The sequence below is a fragment of the Thalassospira sp. B30-1 genome (genome assembly GCF_015767575.1).
In the GTDB taxonomy this organism is placed as follows: domain Bacteria; phylum Pseudomonadota; class Alphaproteobacteria; order Rhodospirillales; family Thalassospiraceae; genus Thalassospira; species Thalassospira xiamenensis.
On sequence record NZ_CP065232.1, the window covers coordinates 1,007,263 to 1,021,702 of the forward strand.

12 protein-coding genes and 1 pseudogene are annotated in these 14,440 nt (G+C 58.1%); 4 read left to right on the forward strand and 9 right to left on the reverse strand.

Annotated elements, in window-relative coordinates; genetic code table 11:
• Positions 1-59: 59 nt before the first annotated feature.
• The 4 genes and pseudogenes from IT971_RS04645 to IT971_RS04660 form a co-directional block, all read right to left on the reverse strand.
• On the reverse strand, positions 60-932 hold the full coding sequence (locus IT971_RS04645; RefSeq protein WP_063093552.1) for a DMT family transporter: 873 nt from the start codon (positions 930-932) through the stop codon (positions 60-62).
• A 408-nt stretch (positions 933-1,340) separates the two neighbouring features.
• The gene (locus tag IT971_RS04650) at positions 1,341-1,454 is read right to left on the reverse strand and encodes a transposase domain-containing protein (RefSeq protein ID WP_158526686.1); all 114 of its coding nucleotides are present in this window, start codon (positions 1,452-1,454) and stop codon (positions 1,341-1,343) included.
• Positions 1,441-2,200 (reverse strand): annotated as a pseudogene (locus IT971_RS22570) (IS66 family transposase). The gene IT971_RS04650 and the pseudogene IT971_RS22570 overlap by 14 nt, the downstream one beginning before the upstream one ends.
• Positions 2,201-2,248: 48 nt before the next feature.
• Positions 2,249-2,674: a helix-turn-helix domain-containing protein gene (locus tag IT971_RS04660; RefSeq protein WP_037992021.1), complete on the reverse strand. Its 426-nt coding sequence runs from the start codon at positions 2,672-2,674 to the stop codon at positions 2,249-2,251.
• 102 nt (positions 2,675-2,776) lie between these two features.
• Between IT971_RS04660 and IT971_RS04665 the strand changes: the two genes are divergently transcribed.
• Positions 2,777-3,715: an aromatic alcohol reductase gene (locus tag IT971_RS04665; protein ID WP_063093549.1), complete on the forward strand. Its 939-nt coding sequence runs from the start codon at positions 2,777-2,779 to the stop codon at positions 3,713-3,715.
• 207 nt (positions 3,716-3,922) lie between these two features.
• Here IT971_RS04665 and IT971_RS04670 read toward each other — a convergent pair whose 3' ends face one another.
• Complete coding sequence (locus tag IT971_RS04670; protein ID WP_007092457.1) at positions 3,923-4,777, reverse strand: D-amino-acid transaminase; 855 nt, start codon at positions 4,775-4,777, stop codon at positions 3,923-3,925.
• A 343-nt stretch (positions 4,778-5,120) separates the two neighbouring features.
• Between IT971_RS04670 and IT971_RS04675 the strand changes: the two genes are divergently transcribed.
• Positions 5,121-6,062 carry an arylamine N-acetyltransferase gene (locus IT971_RS04675; protein ID WP_082822564.1) on the forward strand — a complete coding sequence of 314 codons (942 nt, stop codon included), beginning with the start codon at positions 5,121-5,123 and terminating at the stop codon, positions 6,060-6,062.
• A gap of 62 nt (positions 6,063-6,124) precedes the next feature.
• Here IT971_RS04675 and IT971_RS04680 read toward each other — a convergent pair whose 3' ends face one another.
• The 4 genes from IT971_RS04680 to IT971_RS04695 all read right to left on the reverse strand — a co-directional run bounded on the left by IT971_RS04680 (position 6,125) and on the right by IT971_RS04695 (position 12,532).
• Positions 6,125-6,928 (reverse strand): ABC transporter substrate-binding protein, encoded by an 804-nt coding sequence (locus IT971_RS04680; protein ID WP_063093548.1) that lies wholly within the window; start codon positions 6,926-6,928, stop codon positions 6,125-6,127.
• Between the two features lie 215 nt (positions 6,929-7,143).
• Positions 7,144-7,962: an alpha/beta fold hydrolase gene (locus IT971_RS04685; protein ID WP_196871109.1), complete on the reverse strand. Its 819-nt coding sequence runs from the start codon at positions 7,960-7,962 to the stop codon at positions 7,144-7,146.
• 335 nt (positions 7,963-8,297) lie between these two features.
• Positions 8,298-11,942 (reverse strand): autotransporter outer membrane beta-barrel domain-containing protein, encoded by a 3,645-nt coding sequence (locus IT971_RS04690; protein WP_063093547.1) that lies wholly within the window; start codon positions 11,940-11,942, stop codon positions 8,298-8,300.
• A gap of 182 nt (positions 11,943-12,124) precedes the next feature.
• Positions 12,125-12,532, reverse strand: coding sequence for a cytochrome c (locus IT971_RS04695; protein ID WP_063093546.1), 408 nt, complete (start codon positions 12,530-12,532; stop codon positions 12,125-12,127).
• A gap of 176 nt (positions 12,533-12,708) precedes the next feature.
• Between IT971_RS04695 and IT971_RS04700 the strand changes: the two genes are divergently transcribed.
• Entirely contained in the window at positions 12,709-13,221 is a 513-nt protein-coding gene (locus tag IT971_RS04700; RefSeq protein ID WP_082822542.1) for a sigma-70 family RNA polymerase sigma factor, read from the forward strand.
• Between the two features lie 135 nt (positions 13,222-13,356).
• The gene (locus IT971_RS04705; protein ID WP_051682392.1) at positions 13,357-14,400 is read left to right on the forward strand and encodes a FecR family protein; all 1,044 of its coding nucleotides are present in this window, start codon (positions 13,357-13,359) and stop codon (positions 14,398-14,400) included.
• Positions 14,401-14,440 lie beyond the last annotated feature (40 nt).

Below are 14,440 nucleotides of genomic sequence, written 5' to 3' on the forward strand. Positions count from 1 at the left end.
CCCCCGCTTTCGCGGGGGCAGGCTTTGCGGGCATGACGGGTTTTGGGTTCGGGGGACGGTCAGCTTTCGGCCACGCGCTTTTCGCGGAAGATGATGAAAATGCCGCTTCCGGTGATGATGGCGGCACCGACAAAGGTCAGAAGATCGGGCGTTTCGCCCCAGAAAAACCAGCCAAGTCCGGTGGCCCAGACGAGTGCGGTGTAATCAAACGGGGCGACGGTTGGGGCGTCGGCCACGCGGAAGGCCTGGGTGATCAGGGTCATGCCGCTGGTGCCGACAAAGGCGATGGCGATGAAAAGTCCGATATCCTCTGCCCGGATCGGGGTCCAGAAATACCAGACGGCACAGGCACTAAGCAATGTGCTGGTGAAGCTGAGGTAAAACAGAAGCGTCCACATGCTTTCGCGGGGATCGAGCAGGCGCGCACTTAGCATCAGAAGCGCATAGGTAAAGGCGGTCGCCACCGGCAAGAGCGAGACGGGCTCAAAGGTTGCCGCACCGGGGCGCACGATCACCAGAACACCGAGAAAACCGACCATCACGGCAACCCAGCGCCGCCAGCCGACCCGCGCAATCAGCACCGATGAAATCGCGGTGATGAAAAGCGGGGCGACAAAGGCAAGGGCGGTGGCTTCGGCCAGTCCCATCAGATGGATGCTGGTGAAGAACATGATGGTCGCGGCGATCCAGATGACGGTGCGCATGAAATGGACGCCAACCCGATTGGACCGCAGGCCGCCAAGCCCGACCATTTTTATCGCCAGCAGGGCGGCAAAGGGCAGGGCAATCGAATTGCGCAGAAAGATGATCTGGATCGGCGAATAATGATCCATCAGTCCCTTGGCCAGGGCATCGTTGACACACAGCAGGGCGACACCGGCACACATCAGAATGATGCCGGTCAGGTTGTGCTGGGGCTGTTGTGCATTCATGGTTCGTGGCGCTTTCCCTGTGTGATGGTGGGTTATCGCAATCACCATCTGTTTTCTGAGCTTTAGGGCAAAGTGCCGATTGAGGCCAGCAAAGAAAGCGGTCGGTGGGGCTGCGGGTTCGATGGGTGGTTTTGAGGATGTGGCACGAAGGACTGGATTCCCGCCTGCGCGGGAATGACGGTTTAGGGGGGGAGGGCTATGCGCAACTTTATCGTCACTCCCGCGAAAGCGGGAGTCAATGGGGCCGTGGGTTCGGTCGCGGGGCCCCGATTATTGTCACGTGCCACAAAAGGCGGCATTCGGCTTTCTGCGAAATCAATTACTTAACATTTTCGATTGCCAGATAAGTTGTAAGCGTCGTGTCACGACTACCTTGACAGGGCCTGCGATATCCTTTCGGAGAGTGGATCAGTCCTGGAGGTCTATGTTCCAAGGAAGCAGGGCGTCGATCTTGTTGATCGGATGATCTGCAATGCGCTCAAGGACGGCGCTGAGGTATTTGCGCGGATCAAGGCCCTGCATCTTTGCTGTCTTGATGAGACTGTAAATGGCCGATGGCCAAAGGCCGGATGGCGCGTTCTGCGGCATTGTTGCTGATCTCGCATCTGCCATCATAAGCATACGTCCCACCGGGTCAGGGCATAACGCAACGCTCCGGCCAGATCGCTTTTGTCCGGTATCTTGCGCAAGGAATGCGCGAAGCAGTTTTTTGTTTCGCCAAGTTGCCTCAGGCTGTGAGACTGACGCACCGCCAAACGGTCATCAGGCGGCTTGTTGATAATTTGACGTTCAATGTCGAACAGATGCCCGATATGATCGAGTGCCTCCTTCGTCGGCTTCGATATGGAGATGACCGGTAAAGTCTTGCAGAACCGTCTGCGGATGAAGGCCCTTGCGATCAGGTGTATAGCTATAAAGGGCGGCTGGCGGCGTATCACCGCCATGCGGCCGTTCTTCGTGAAGATAAATCCATAACCGGCCCTGCCTTGTTTTCCCCCGGCCAAGCTCAAGGACAGGCACCGGTGTATCGTCGCATGGATATGCGACCCGGCCAGAACATGCCGTTCAATCGCATCAATCAGCGGCTCCATCAGGCTTGAACATTTGCCAACCCAGTTGGCCAGCAATGATCGGGACAGCTCCATGCCGCCGCAGGCATAAATGCCGCTTTGCCAGTACAACGGTAAATGATCGGCATATTTCGAGACCAGCACATGGGCGAGAAGATTGGCCGTGGGCATGCCGCGCTCAATCGGCAGGGACGGCATCGTTTCGCGCACTTCAAAAAGACGGCCATTGGACAGGCGAACAGTCCATCAAAAAGTTTGCCACGACGGATTTTCTGCCGGTCGGGAATCGTATTCTTCACGCGATTTTCGAAACTGATCCGAATTTTCAACAACCCATGTCCAAAGCGGGATCATGCGAATAAGCAGCCCCATTCCCAGCTCTGTCAGCTCGTATTCCACGCGTGGCGGCATCTCCACGAGATCATAACGTGTGACCAGCCCATCCCTCTCAAGCTGACGGAGGGTACGTGTCAACATTCTCTGGGTAACGCCATGCATTCGTCGTCCGATATCCGCATGGCGTAGTCTGCCATAGACACCCAAGGTGTGGATGATGCCCAGCGACCATCTGTTCCCTGCGTGGGTCAGAACTTCGCGCCTTACTCCGTCTTCATCCTCGCGAAGACCGTCGCAGACAGCTTGAGAATAGCTCAGCATTTCGTCTCTGGTCATCTTCCTGCCCTCCGGTATCACGCGTGTGCCTTCTTACGACAGCTTTCGAACTATGTCATCTATCCGGTCATATCAACGATGAGATTAGGAAGGATTTCCACGATGAACTATTCGCAAACAGTCGACGCACAGTCGATCTTGGTCATTGGTGCCGGAGAACTCGGCATGCCGGTTCTGCGCAATCTTGCACGTAAAGCCAAGGCGCATGAAGGGACAACGGTCAGCGTTCTCTTGCGGGTGGCCACCGTTGAATCCATCGATCCAGTGAAAAAGCGCGACGTCGCTGAAATTCGCGCATTAGGGATCGAGATCGTACCCGGAGATATCCTTGCCGCTTCGATAAGCGAGCTGGCAGCGATCTTTGCACCTTATGATACAGTGATCGGCTGCGCAGGCTTTTCCGCCGGTCGAAACACTCCAATGAAACTCGCAAAGGCTGCGCTTGAAGCCAACCTGAAGCGATATTTTCCTTGGCAGTTCGGTGTCGATTTCGACGTCATCGGTCGCGGCAGCCCCCAGGACCTGTTCGACGCCCAGATTGATGTGCGTGAACTCCTGCGCGGCCAAGACAAAACGGACTGGGTCGTAATTTCCACGGGAATGTTCACGAGCTTTTTATTCGAACCAATATTTGAGGTCGTTGATCTCAAAAAGAATGCGGTCCACGCGCTGGGCAGCCTGGATACGGAAGTTACGCTGACGACCCCTGATGATATCGGTGCCTTGACCGCAGAGGTGGTCTTTGCTCAACCGGCGATCCGAAACGAGATCGTCTACCTTGCGGGTGACACGGTGACGTATGGGGAGGTTGCAGACAAGCTTCAGACTGTGCTTGGGCGTCCGTTTACGAAATCGGAATGGACAGTTCCTCAGCTCAAATCGGAGCTTGCACAGGACCCCGACAACCACATCAAGAAATATCGGGCTGTCTTTGCCGAAGGGAAGGGTGTGGCATGGCCCAAACGCGACAGCTTCAATGAGCGGAATGGCATCAATGTCACGACCGCTGAGGAGTGGATCAGAGAAAACCTTCGCTCCTGAGGGCGATGAGACGGTCTACAGTCTCAGATGCTGTCGGGTTGTGGAGTTTCCTGGGTCGTGATGATTTCATCATTTCCGGCGAGAATTTCATCTTCTCTGGCGAAAATTTCAACTTTTGTGGCACTCGACAATTATTTCAGACAAACAAAAAAACGCCGCCCCGAGAAGGAGCGGCGTTTTGCGTTTGGGACGCGAGATGCGGATGGGTCAGATCGCGGTGGCGCGGTTGGCTTCGATATAGATTTCGCGCAGCCGCTTGGCGATCGGGCCCGGCGTGCCGTCGCCGATTTTTTTGCCATCGACTTCGGCGACCGGGCAGACAAAGGCCGAGGCCGAGGTTGAGAAGGCTTCCTTGGCGGCATAGACTTCATCGACCGTGAACAGGCGTTCTTCGACCTTGAGCTGCAATTCCTCGGCACATTTCAGGACGGCCTTACGCGTGATGCCGTGCAGGATGTCGTTGGAAAGCTGCCGGGTGACGATGACGTTATCCTGGGTCACGATATAGGCGTTGTTTGACGAGCCTTCGGTGACGTAACCATCGAGCACCATCCACGCATCATCAGCCCCCTTGGCGGCGGCTTCGGTTTTGAGAAGCGACGCATAAAGAAGCTGTACGGTTTTGATGTCGGACCGGCGCCAGCGGACATCCGGGTAGGTCAGGATTTTCTGGCCGCGTTCGGCCAGCGGCGATTTGATCAGGGATTTGGATTGGGTGAACAGAACAACCGTGGCCGGGGTGTCATCCTTGATCGCGAAATCACGATCACCGGCCGATCCGCGCGAGATTTGCAGGTAAACCAGCCCCTCGGTGATGTCGTTGCGTTTGACCAGTTCGCGATGGATTTCAAGCAGTTCGTCGATATCGGCCTTGTAGGTGAAGCCCAGTTCCGAGAGCGAGCGGGCCAGACGGGTCATGTGACCGTTAAAATCGATCAGCTTGCCATCAAGTACCGAGGTGACTTCATACACGCCATCGGCAAACAGGAAGGAACGGTCAAAGATCGAAATCTTGGCTTCATTTTCCGGCAGATAATCGCCGTTCACATAAACAGTACGCATGTCATCTTCCTGTCTGTTCGGGAACCGTCGGAATGGTGCGGGCATTCGCGAGCGTTACATCATATACCATTTCGATAGCACAGAGCAGGCGGGTTTGTCGCGTCGCGCTTTGGTTGTTGCGTGTAAAAGGTGGAAAATTGCCTTTGTGGCCTTTGGAATGCCGCAATGTTGCACATATATGCGTTTATTGGCGTGCAGGGCCGCAGAACATTCGATGATAAGTTTTTGAAATTAGTGTTTGACCTGAACTTAACTTGAGGTCCTATGGTCCTGCTCCTGAGATAGAGGTTCTTCGATATACCGCCCCATACCGCCCCGAACGGACAAGACACGGAGCCCCCCGATGAATACGCATCTGCCGACGAATGCCGCCAAATTCGATGATGCCACGATCCATTCCAGCGTGCAGAACGCGATTGACGCAAGCTGGGCGAAGCCCTTTAACCTGCCGGAACCGCAGGTCGATCTGGATGCCTATTTCGCGCGGATCGGCTATGACGGCCCGCGCGAGGCGAGCCTTGAGGTTTTGCGCGATCTGCATGCGCTCCATCCCGCGCATATCCCGTTCGAGGCGATCAATGTGCTGTGCCGCAAGGGCGTGAGCCTTAACCCCGATGATGTGGACCGCAAGATCATTTTTGACGGGCGCGGTGGATATTGCTTTGAGCAGAATGGCCTGTTCCGGCGGGTTTTGCGAAGCCTTGGTTTCGAGGTCGAAAGCCTTGCCGGGCGGGTATTGTGGGGCTATTCCGAGAGTGACGGCCCGCGGCCGCGCTGCCATATGGCGATGCGGGTAACGCTGGATGGCGAGGCGTGGCTGGTTGATGTCGGGCTGGGCGGGTGTGTGCCGACCGCGCCGCTTTTGCTGGGCGTTTCGGTGCCGCAGGTCACCCCGCATGATACCTTCCGCGTGCGGGAGCGAAATGGCCGTTACCTGACGGAGCTTGAACGCGACGGGGTGTGGAAGCCGGTGCATGAGGTCGATATCGTCCCGGTCGAGGATATCGATTACGAGGTGATGAACTTTTATGCCAGCACCCATCCCGAAAGCGGCTTTGCCAAGGTTCTGATGGTGGCGCGCAGTGCGCCGCATGCAAGGTTCACGTTGCTGAACAACCGCCTGACCATCCGGCTGCGCACAGGCGAGGAAGAGGTGCATCACCTGTCGGTCGGCGATGTCGAGCAGACATTGACCGATATTTTCGGCATCAGCGTTGATCCGTCTTGGCGGACCTACCTTGAAGATGTGGTCGCCAGTGCCGAGGCCGTGCGCAGGCAGGGGTAAGGCCGCGAAATTCAGATAATAAAGGGCCGTGGCAAAGTGCTGCGGCCCTTTTGCATGTGGGGTCAGTAATTGACCGTCAATTCATGCCGGTTCATCAGGCTTTCAAACGTGCCGTTCTGCTTGACGGTGGCGAGGGCTGTGTTGAAGCGTTCGAGCAATTCATCGCCGTTCGGGTAATCCTTTGAGGTCATCAGGAAAAGCCCCGATCCTTCAAGCAGCGGTTTTTCAATCGTATAGAATTTTTCGACTTCTTCTGGCGGGAAAAGGTTTCGGATGGTGTACCAGCCGACGGAGCGCGCGGTGGAGAACAGGTCAATCCGGCCGATGTGAAGCATTTTGAAATTCTGTTCTTCGGTCAGGGCATATTCGACGGAAAGCCCGGCTTCTTCGAACCATGGCTGATAATAATATCCCTGTATCCCGCCAAGGCGGTAGGGTTTGAGATCAGAGAGTTCTTCATAGTGAATGGCCGGTTTGCGACCCTTTGCGTTATAGGCGAAAAACGGGGAATCTTCGATATAGAGCGCATCAGAGAAATTGAATTTTCGCGCGCGTTCTTCGGTGCGGCGATAGGGCAGCGTGCCCCATGCTTCGAGATTTTCAACATCCTGTTCGCCGCGTTTCCACGGTTTGAAATGAAATTCAAACGTGACATTCATTTCATGGCCGATGGCATCAAACAGATCGGGCAGGAAGCTTCCATCCGCGTCGGCGTGCGCATAGGGCGGGTAATCGTTGGTGACGATGACCAGCGTTTCGGTTGCGTGTGCCGATGGCAGTTCATGCGCGTTGGCGTGCGTCTGAACGTTTGTCTGGACGAGCAGCAAAAGGGCGGCTGCGAGCCCGATTTTGCGAAAAAATGTCATCCGCGTCCTTTCCCGATGCCCCGGGGCGATTGGTTGCGGTGTTCTGTGGTGGTCGCAATTCAACCGTGTGTTTCATTGTATATGGGTAGGGCAGAAGAACTTTGCAGGGGGATGCAGGTTTGGCTTTGAGGTATCGGGCATAAAAAAAAAACGCGCCGCATGGGGGATGCGGCGCGCAAAGTCGGGCAGATGTTGAGGGAGGCAGGGGTTGAAGATCAGTTGGTGTTGGCGGCCTTCAAGATCAGGTCGGCAACAGCTTTGGGGTGGGAAACCATGACGACGTGGGAGGCGCCATCAATCACGACGGTTTCCTGTGAATTGGCGCGTTGCGCCATGAATTCCATTGCGGCGGGCGGGATGTTTTTATCAGCCGTGCCATAGATGTGGTAGGACGGCAGGTCTTTCCATGCGGTATCGCCAGACGGCTCGTTCAATGCAAAGTCGGTGACCGGGCGTTGGGCAATCGCCATCAGGCGGGCCTTGTCAGCGGGCACGTCGGCGGCAAATTGCGCGTGGAATTTCGCCGGATCGATATAAAGATCATTCACACCGTTGCCGAGCGGAACCGGGGCTGCCAGGGCTTCACCCAATGTGCCGCCGGGGAATTTTCCGGCCAGTTCGGCAATGGTTTCACCCTTTTCCGGGGCGAAAGAGGCGACATAGACCAGCGATTTCACATTGGCTGCACCGGTTGCGGCGTTGCTGATGACCGGCCCGCCGTAGGAATGACCGACCAGAACCACGTCACCCGGAATGCTGTCGATAAGCGAGCGGGTATAGGCGGCATCGCCCGAAACACTGCGCAGCGGGTTGGCAACGCTGATCACGCGATATCCTTCGTCCTGCAGGATCGGTGCAACACCGTCCCAGCTGTCAGAGGCGGCAAAGGCACCATGGACCAGAAGGATGGTTGGTTTGGTGTTGGCGGCATTCGCGGCCGCAGTGTCAGCGGCAAAGGCCGGAGATTGAGCGGCCATCAGGCCAAAAGCAAAAGCGGTCGCCTTGAGCAGGTTTTTCACATTCAGCATTTTCATCTTCCTTTTCCCGGTTTCGCCGATGACCGGCCAAACGTTGTTTCGATGAAATGCTTGTAGCCGCGAATTTATGATCGTGCAATTAAATCGTGTGCGATTTAATCACGTGCAATCACATAAGCGTGAGGTCGGTGTTATGGCCCGTGAGCGGGCGGGGCGGGTTTGGTAACGGGTTTTAAGGGGAGAGCACACACACCCGCCGTCACTCCCGCGAAAGCGGGAGTCCATGGTGCAGCGGGCTTGACGGTTGGTTTAGAGGGGGTGGCACGGAGGACTGGATTCTCGCCCGCGCGGGAATGACGGGGAGGGCATGGGCGTTCGTGGTGCGGTGGGGCTCAGAACTTCATCCTGAACCCGGCACCGAGGGCATGTTCGCGGCGGCTTTTTGAGATCGAGGGCTGGTAATCGGCATAGAAGCTCCAGCCATCGTCATCGGCAAGGGCAAAGCCGAGATTGCCGACCAGTGTATCGCGGTCGGTTTCGCTGCCTGCGACCGTGAAGGAGGATGTGCCGGTAAAGGCCAATGTGGTGCTGTTGGCTGTCGGGCCAAGGTGATGGTCCCAGCCAAGCCGGAATTGCGGGATCAGTGTTTTGCCATTGCCGGTTTCAAACATGCCCGCCATCCGCAGGCCAAGGCTTGCGGTTCCGGTCAGGGTGCTGTCAGATGCGCGTGACAGATTGGCCGATCCGGCCCCGGTCTCGGTAAAGGCGTCATGATCGTTCCAGAGCACGCCCAGCGCGCCATAGGGCACAACCCGCCAGTTAGGGGCAACGTCAAATCCCCTTGCCAGTTCAAGATTGGCATTGAGCGCATTGTCGGTGTAATCCGCCGTGGCGGTGCGATCAATGCCGCCAAAATCAAGATTACGGCGGCTGTCATTTGCCGTTCGGGTCCAGCCGGCCTGCCCGGAAAGCCGCAAATCATTGCCAAGATCGTGCGTAGCATAAAACCCGGCCATGAAATTGCGACTATCGAGGGTGGCATCCCGGCCAGCCTGACGGTTCCTGGCGTCGGCATAACCGAAATAGACCCCCAGAATGGTGGTGTCGGAAAGCGGTGAGTCAAAGCCGCCAACCATGCCGGTCCATTGGTAATCGGTGGTGTCGGCATTGCCATCACCATCGATCCGGCCGGTTGCGCCGATGGCCTGAAGCCAGATGGCGGAGGCGGCCTGTGGTGCATTTTCAGTGCCCAGCGACAGCATGTTTGCGTCACTTGCCATCGGGCCGGAACGGGCAAAGCCGGTAAGTTCGGCGGGGGACAGGGTGCTGGCGGCGACAAGGGACCCGCTGACGGTTTGGGCAATGTTGCGGCTGCGATTCAGATCGGCAAGGCGTGCCCCGATCTGGCCGGTGGCCTGATGGGTGATGCGGTCATTCATGGTGGGGCCCGCGGCAAAGATATCGCCTGAGAGTTGCTGATAGGCGTGCTGCGCCCCGGTATCCGTCAGGCCGAGAATGGCGTTGCTGATGGTGGTGCCGTCCGTGCCCGAAAGGTTCCCGATCTGGCCTGCGACGGCTTTTTGATTGGGGGTTGTGGCAATGTCGGTAAAGCCGCTGGCGTTGCGTGTCAGTGTCAGGGAGACATCATTGCCGGTGCCGCCGACGGTGGAACGGGCGGCGTCATAAAAGGCAAGCTGATTGTCAATCGTTGCAAAATCGCCGGTAATCGCATCAACGCCATCATTTTCGATGATTACGTAATTATAGGTGGTTTGACCGGAGAAATTGTTCCCCGATACGCCTTTGACCCGCAGCGTCGAGCCGGTGATGTCGACCGTGCCGGTCACGATGACCTTGTCGGAATTGCCAGCACTATCCACCTCGATCTCGAGGATGGAACCGGCATTGAGGAGATAGGCGCCATTGACGGTCTGGGTGCCGATGGAATTGCCCGGCGCGTGAATGCCGCCCAACTGCAAGGTCGTCGCCCCTACGGTGCCGGTGCCGCCAAGGGTACCGCCGTTCTGGACCGTGAAGGCCGAAGAAGTGGCAGAGCCGTTAACCGACAATGTGCCACCTGAGACAGTCGTGGCCCCGGAATAGGTGTTGGCCCCGCTGAGTGTGACGGTGCCGGTGCCGGTTTTGGCAAGCGCCCCGGTTCCGGCCAGAACGGCGCTGATGGTGCCCGACTGGGTCGCGAAAGTGCCCGATGATGATAATGTGCCGTTTGACACGGTTGCGCCATTGAGTGTGATGGTGCCGGTGCGGGTCTGTGTTGTCGTGCCGAGATCAAGCGTTCCACCGGTGAGGTTAAGTGCGCCTGCGGCATCCCCGAGTGTTCCCGATCCTGACAGGGTTAATATTCCCGCCGAAAGGTCCGTTGTGCCGGTATAGGTGTTGGCCCCGCTGAGCGTGACGGTGCCGGTTCCGGTTTTGGCAAGCGCCCCGGTCCCGGCCAGAACGGCACTGATGGTGCCCGACTGGGTATCGAAGGTGCCCGATGATGACAATGTGCCATTTGACACGGTTGCACCATTGAGTGTGATGGTGCCGGTGCGGGTCTGTGTCGTCGTGCCGAGATCGAGCGTGCCGCCGGTCAGGTTCAGCGCACCTGCGGCATTTCCGAGTGTTCCCGATCCCGACAGGGATAACGTGCCCGCCGAAAGGTTTGTTGCGCCGGAATAGCTGTTGGCGGCACTGAGTGTCAGGGTGCCTGCGCCGTTTTTGGTCAGTGCCCAGCTTCCGGTGCCGCCCGATCCGGCCTGATCGGTGATGGTATTGGCAAGGGTTTGTGTATCGCCGGTATCAGGATTGAAGGTCAGGGTGCCGCTGCCTTGCAGGAAAACACCATCGCCAAAGGCAGAGCCGTCCTCGGCGGTGCCCGCCGCACCGTTTCCGCCGTTTCCGCCGGTGACAGTGTTGTTATTGACGGTCAGGGTTCCGGCGATGGTCAGGGTTGCGCCATCCATCACAAAGATGGCACCCCCGGCACCAAGGCCACCACCCCCGGCCGCCTGAGAGATGGTACCGCTTGAGACACCGTTGCCCGCGCCAAATCCGCCCTGACCGACATTGGCGACGCTGCCAAGGCCGCCACCACCGCCGCCGCCGCCAAAACCGCCATCGCCCCGGAATGCGCCACCCCCGCCGCCAAAACCGCCATTGCCGGCTTTGCCGCCGCCGCCGCCAAAGCCGCCATCGGGGTCGTCGGTGAACGTGCCATCAATGCCGTTGACACCGCCGCCGCCGACCGACTGGTCGCCAGAACCCCCGCCGCCGCCATTGTTGCCGCCCGTACCACCCCCGCCGCCGAGATCGGCGCCATCCCCACCGGCACCTTCGCCCTGGGCGATCCCGTCACCGCCATTGCCACTATTTGATCCACCGGTTGCCCCGCTGCCAAGGCCGCCGCCGCCGCCGTTAGTGCCACTGACAACCGTGCCGCCATCACCCCCCATGCCGCCGCCGCCGCCGGTGACCCCACTTGCGGTTTGTGCACCGCCATCACCGCCGGTTGCGGCGTTGTTTTGCGCGACAAGGTTGCTGATGGTGACATTGGCGCCATCCTTGACGAACAGCGCCCCGCCAAGCCCGGCCCCGCCGCCTGCGGCCTGGCCTGCATCGCCGCCAGATGCAACCGCATTCTCGATGGTCAGGTCGTTGATTGCCACGGTGCCGGAATAAACAAACAGGCCGCGAAACGCGTTATTGCCACTGAGTGTATTGCCATTGCCGTTCAGCGTGATGTTGCTGTTCAGCGCGTTCAGGTCGCCGCTGGTCAGCGTGATGGTGCCCAGACCATTTTGGACATCGATGGTGTTGCTACCACCCGCAGCGTTGGCATCAAAAATCGCCTGACGCAGGGAACCGGCACCGCTATCGGCGGTGTTGGTCACGTTGAACGTTGCGGCCTGTGCCGATCCGATTGGTGCGGCGCATGACAGGATCAGGGGGACAAGACCGTATCGGGTGTGCGCAAAGATACCACGCCAGCAGGAGAATTGACGTGCCCGCCGGGATGGTTGATGCGGATCCATATGACAGCACGCCTTCGGTCATGAGAAATGATGATTTCCCAATCCTTTGGGCGACTTTTGCCAAGGGGACAACCCGCTATCTGGGGCCTTAGGCTTTATTCTGCGCAATCTGGATAAGGGGTTGCGCAAAGTGGATATTTGGCAGGTTTTTAAAAGATAAAAAGACCATCCGCCGGGCCGGATCATTCGGGATCAGTTTGCCGGTCTGCATCGGCCCGTTGGGAAAGATCATCCATATAGGCCAGAAGATCGGCGATGGTTTCCGGCGTGAAGGTGAATTCCGGCATGGTCAGTTGATCATGCGACACGGTGATGCCCTCGGCCAAGGCTTCTTCGAGGTTTTCAATCGGCCAGCGCTGGCCGAAGCTTGCGAGCGGTGGGGCGGTGGTGATTTCGGGGTCGGGATAGGGATCACCGGCAAATTCCATATGGCAGCGCAGGCAGGTTTGTTCGGCAATCGATTTGCCGCGCGCGATATCGCCCTGTTCCTCGCCGCGATGGGCCAGCTGGTTGCTGACGATCAGGAAGGTGGCGGCGGCGGCCCCGGTGATCAGGATGACGAGGCTGCTTTTGCGGATTCTGGTTTTCATGGCGGTTTCCCCCTTTCTTGCTTGCGCGGAGTATAGCGCCATTTGGTAAAGGAACGTTTTCGAATGTGGCGGGGAAGATTGCGAAAGATATTGATAATCAGTCTTAATATCTGCTAGTGACGTTTCCGGTTTCCGATACGCCATTGTTTGTGCCGGTCCAGAAGGAAGATACGGCTTTGTCCGCGAACCCCAATGCCCTTGTCCTTTTCATGTCGCACCGTCCGGCGCTGGTGAATTATGCCAGCAGCATCACGGGCAATCGCGTGCAGGCCGAGGATCTGGTGCAGGAAGCGTGGTTGCGGTTTGACGCGGCATCGGACGGGCGGCTGATCGAGGATGCGACGGGGTATCTTTACCGGATCGTGCGCAACCTGGCACTGGATAGCAAACGCAGGCTGGTGCGTGAAAGCCGCCTGACATCGGCGGGGGATTATGACGAAGCCGCCCGGACATCGCCCGATGCCACCCCGGACCCGGAAACCGTCGCCCTTTACAAGGATGAATATGCGATCGTGATGGCGGCGATGGATGAATTGCCCGAACGTACCCGCATTGCATGTGAAATGCATCGGTTTGGCGGCGCGAAGCTTAAGGAAATTGCCGCCTTCCTTGGCATATCCGTGCCGCTGGCGCACAAGCTGGTGGCGGACGGGATCGAGCATTGCAAACAGCGGCTGGATCAGGCATGAGCCGGTTTCACAATATTTATAGAAAAAAGTTCCGCAAATGCGTTTAGTAGTTGCAGGGATTTTGGCTTTGGTATTTTGCGGGGCAGGCCGGTGCGCACCCGCAATCTGCGATACCGACCGGGAATAGAGACGAGAATGGCAGCGAACACAGATGCGATCCCGCCGCAGGCCTCACGGGAGGCGACCGACTGGCTGATCCTGTTGCAGGAAGAGCCGGACGATCAGGATATTCTGCGTGCATTCGCGGCATGGTGCGATGCCGACCCGGCCCATATGCAGGCATGGAACGCAACCCGCCTGGCAGCCGATGTGATGGCGGCAGGTGTGCCCGAACATGCCGACCGATGGCAGCCGTTTGTGCATGAGATGCGGGCGGGCGGTGACGGATCATCTGTTTCATCATCATCGCGTAAAGACAATATTGTCCGCCCGACGTTCGGACGGCGGAAGATGCTGCTTGGTGGCGGGCTTGCAATTGCCGCATCGCTTTTTGCCGCCGTGGTCGGGCCGGGGATCGTTAGCCGTGCCGTGACCGGCTGGCAGGCCGATTATGTGACCGACACCGCCGAAATGCGGACCATCACCCTTGCCGATGCCAGCACGGTGACGATGGCACCGGAAAGTGCGATCCGGGTGCGGTTTGAGGCGGGGGAGCGCCATATCGCGCTTTTGGGCGGTGAAGCGTTTTTTGACGTGACGCCCGATCCAAAACGGCCATTCCGGGTATCGTCGGAGGATGTCGATGTCACGGTTCTGGGCACCGGGTTTGACGTGCGGCGCAATGATGCCGGTACGCTGGTTGCGGTCGAACATGGATTGGTGCGGGTCGGATTTGATGCGATTAACCCGCCGGTTCATGAAATGCTTGAAGCCGGACAAAGTGCCAGTGTGACATGGCAGGGGGCGGTGGCGCGTGGCAGCCTTCCGGCCGGGCAGATCGCGAGCTGGCGACAGAACCAGCTGATTGCGCAGGATCAGCCGTTGGGCACCGTGATTGACGGGTTGCGGCGTTATTATCCGGGCCGGATCATCATCACCGATGATGCGCTGGCGACCCGGACGGTGACGGGGGTTTATAACCTTGCCGATCCGCTGGCAGCCCTTCGCGGGATTGCGCGGGCGCAAAATGCCGTGGTGCGGCAGGTGACACCGTGGATTTTGCTGGTGTCGGCATCCTGAGAACGGCCTGAAACAGCCCGTTTGACAAAAATCTGAAAAA

Bases quoted from the DNA above. Each gene is read 5' to 3' on its own strand.
- IT971_RS04645 (WP_063093552.1), bottom strand. From the start codon at position 932: ATGAATGCACAACAGCCCCAGCACAACCTGACCGGCATCATTCTGATG.
- IT971_RS04690 (WP_063093547.1), bottom strand. From the start codon at position 11,942: ATGGATCCGCATCAACCATCCCGGCGGGCACGTCAATTCTCCTGCTGG.
- IT971_RS04665 (WP_063093549.1), top strand. From the start codon at position 2,777: ATGAACTATTCGCAAACAGTCGACGCACAGTCGATCTTGGTCATTGGT.
- IT971_RS04705 (WP_051682392.1), top strand. From the start codon at position 13,357: ATGGCAGCGAACACAGATGCGATCCCGCCGCAGGCCTCACGGGAGGCG.
- IT971_RS04660 (WP_037992021.1), bottom strand. From the start codon at position 2,674: ATGACCAGAGACGAAATGCTGAGCTATTCTCAAGCTGTCTGCGACGGT.
- IT971_RS04695 (WP_063093546.1), bottom strand. From the start codon at position 12,532: ATGAAAACCAGAATCCGCAAAAGCAGCCTCGTCATCCTGATCACCGGG.
- IT971_RS04670 (WP_007092457.1), bottom strand. From the start codon at position 4,777: ATGCGTACTGTTTATGTGAACGGCGATTATCTGCCGGAAAATGAAGCC.
- IT971_RS04650 (WP_158526686.1), bottom strand. From the start codon at position 1,454: ATGCAGGGCCTTGATCCGCGCAAATACCTCAGCGCCGTCCTTGAGCGC.
- IT971_RS04675 (WP_082822564.1), top strand. From the start codon at position 5,121: ATGAATACGCATCTGCCGACGAATGCCGCCAAATTCGATGATGCCACG.
- IT971_RS04680 (WP_063093548.1), bottom strand. From the start codon at position 6,928: ATGACATTTTTTCGCAAAATCGGGCTCGCAGCCGCCCTTTTGCTGCTC.
- IT971_RS04685 (WP_196871109.1), bottom strand. From the start codon at position 7,962: ATGAAAATGCTGAATGTGAAAAACCTGCTCAAGGCGACCGCTTTTGCT.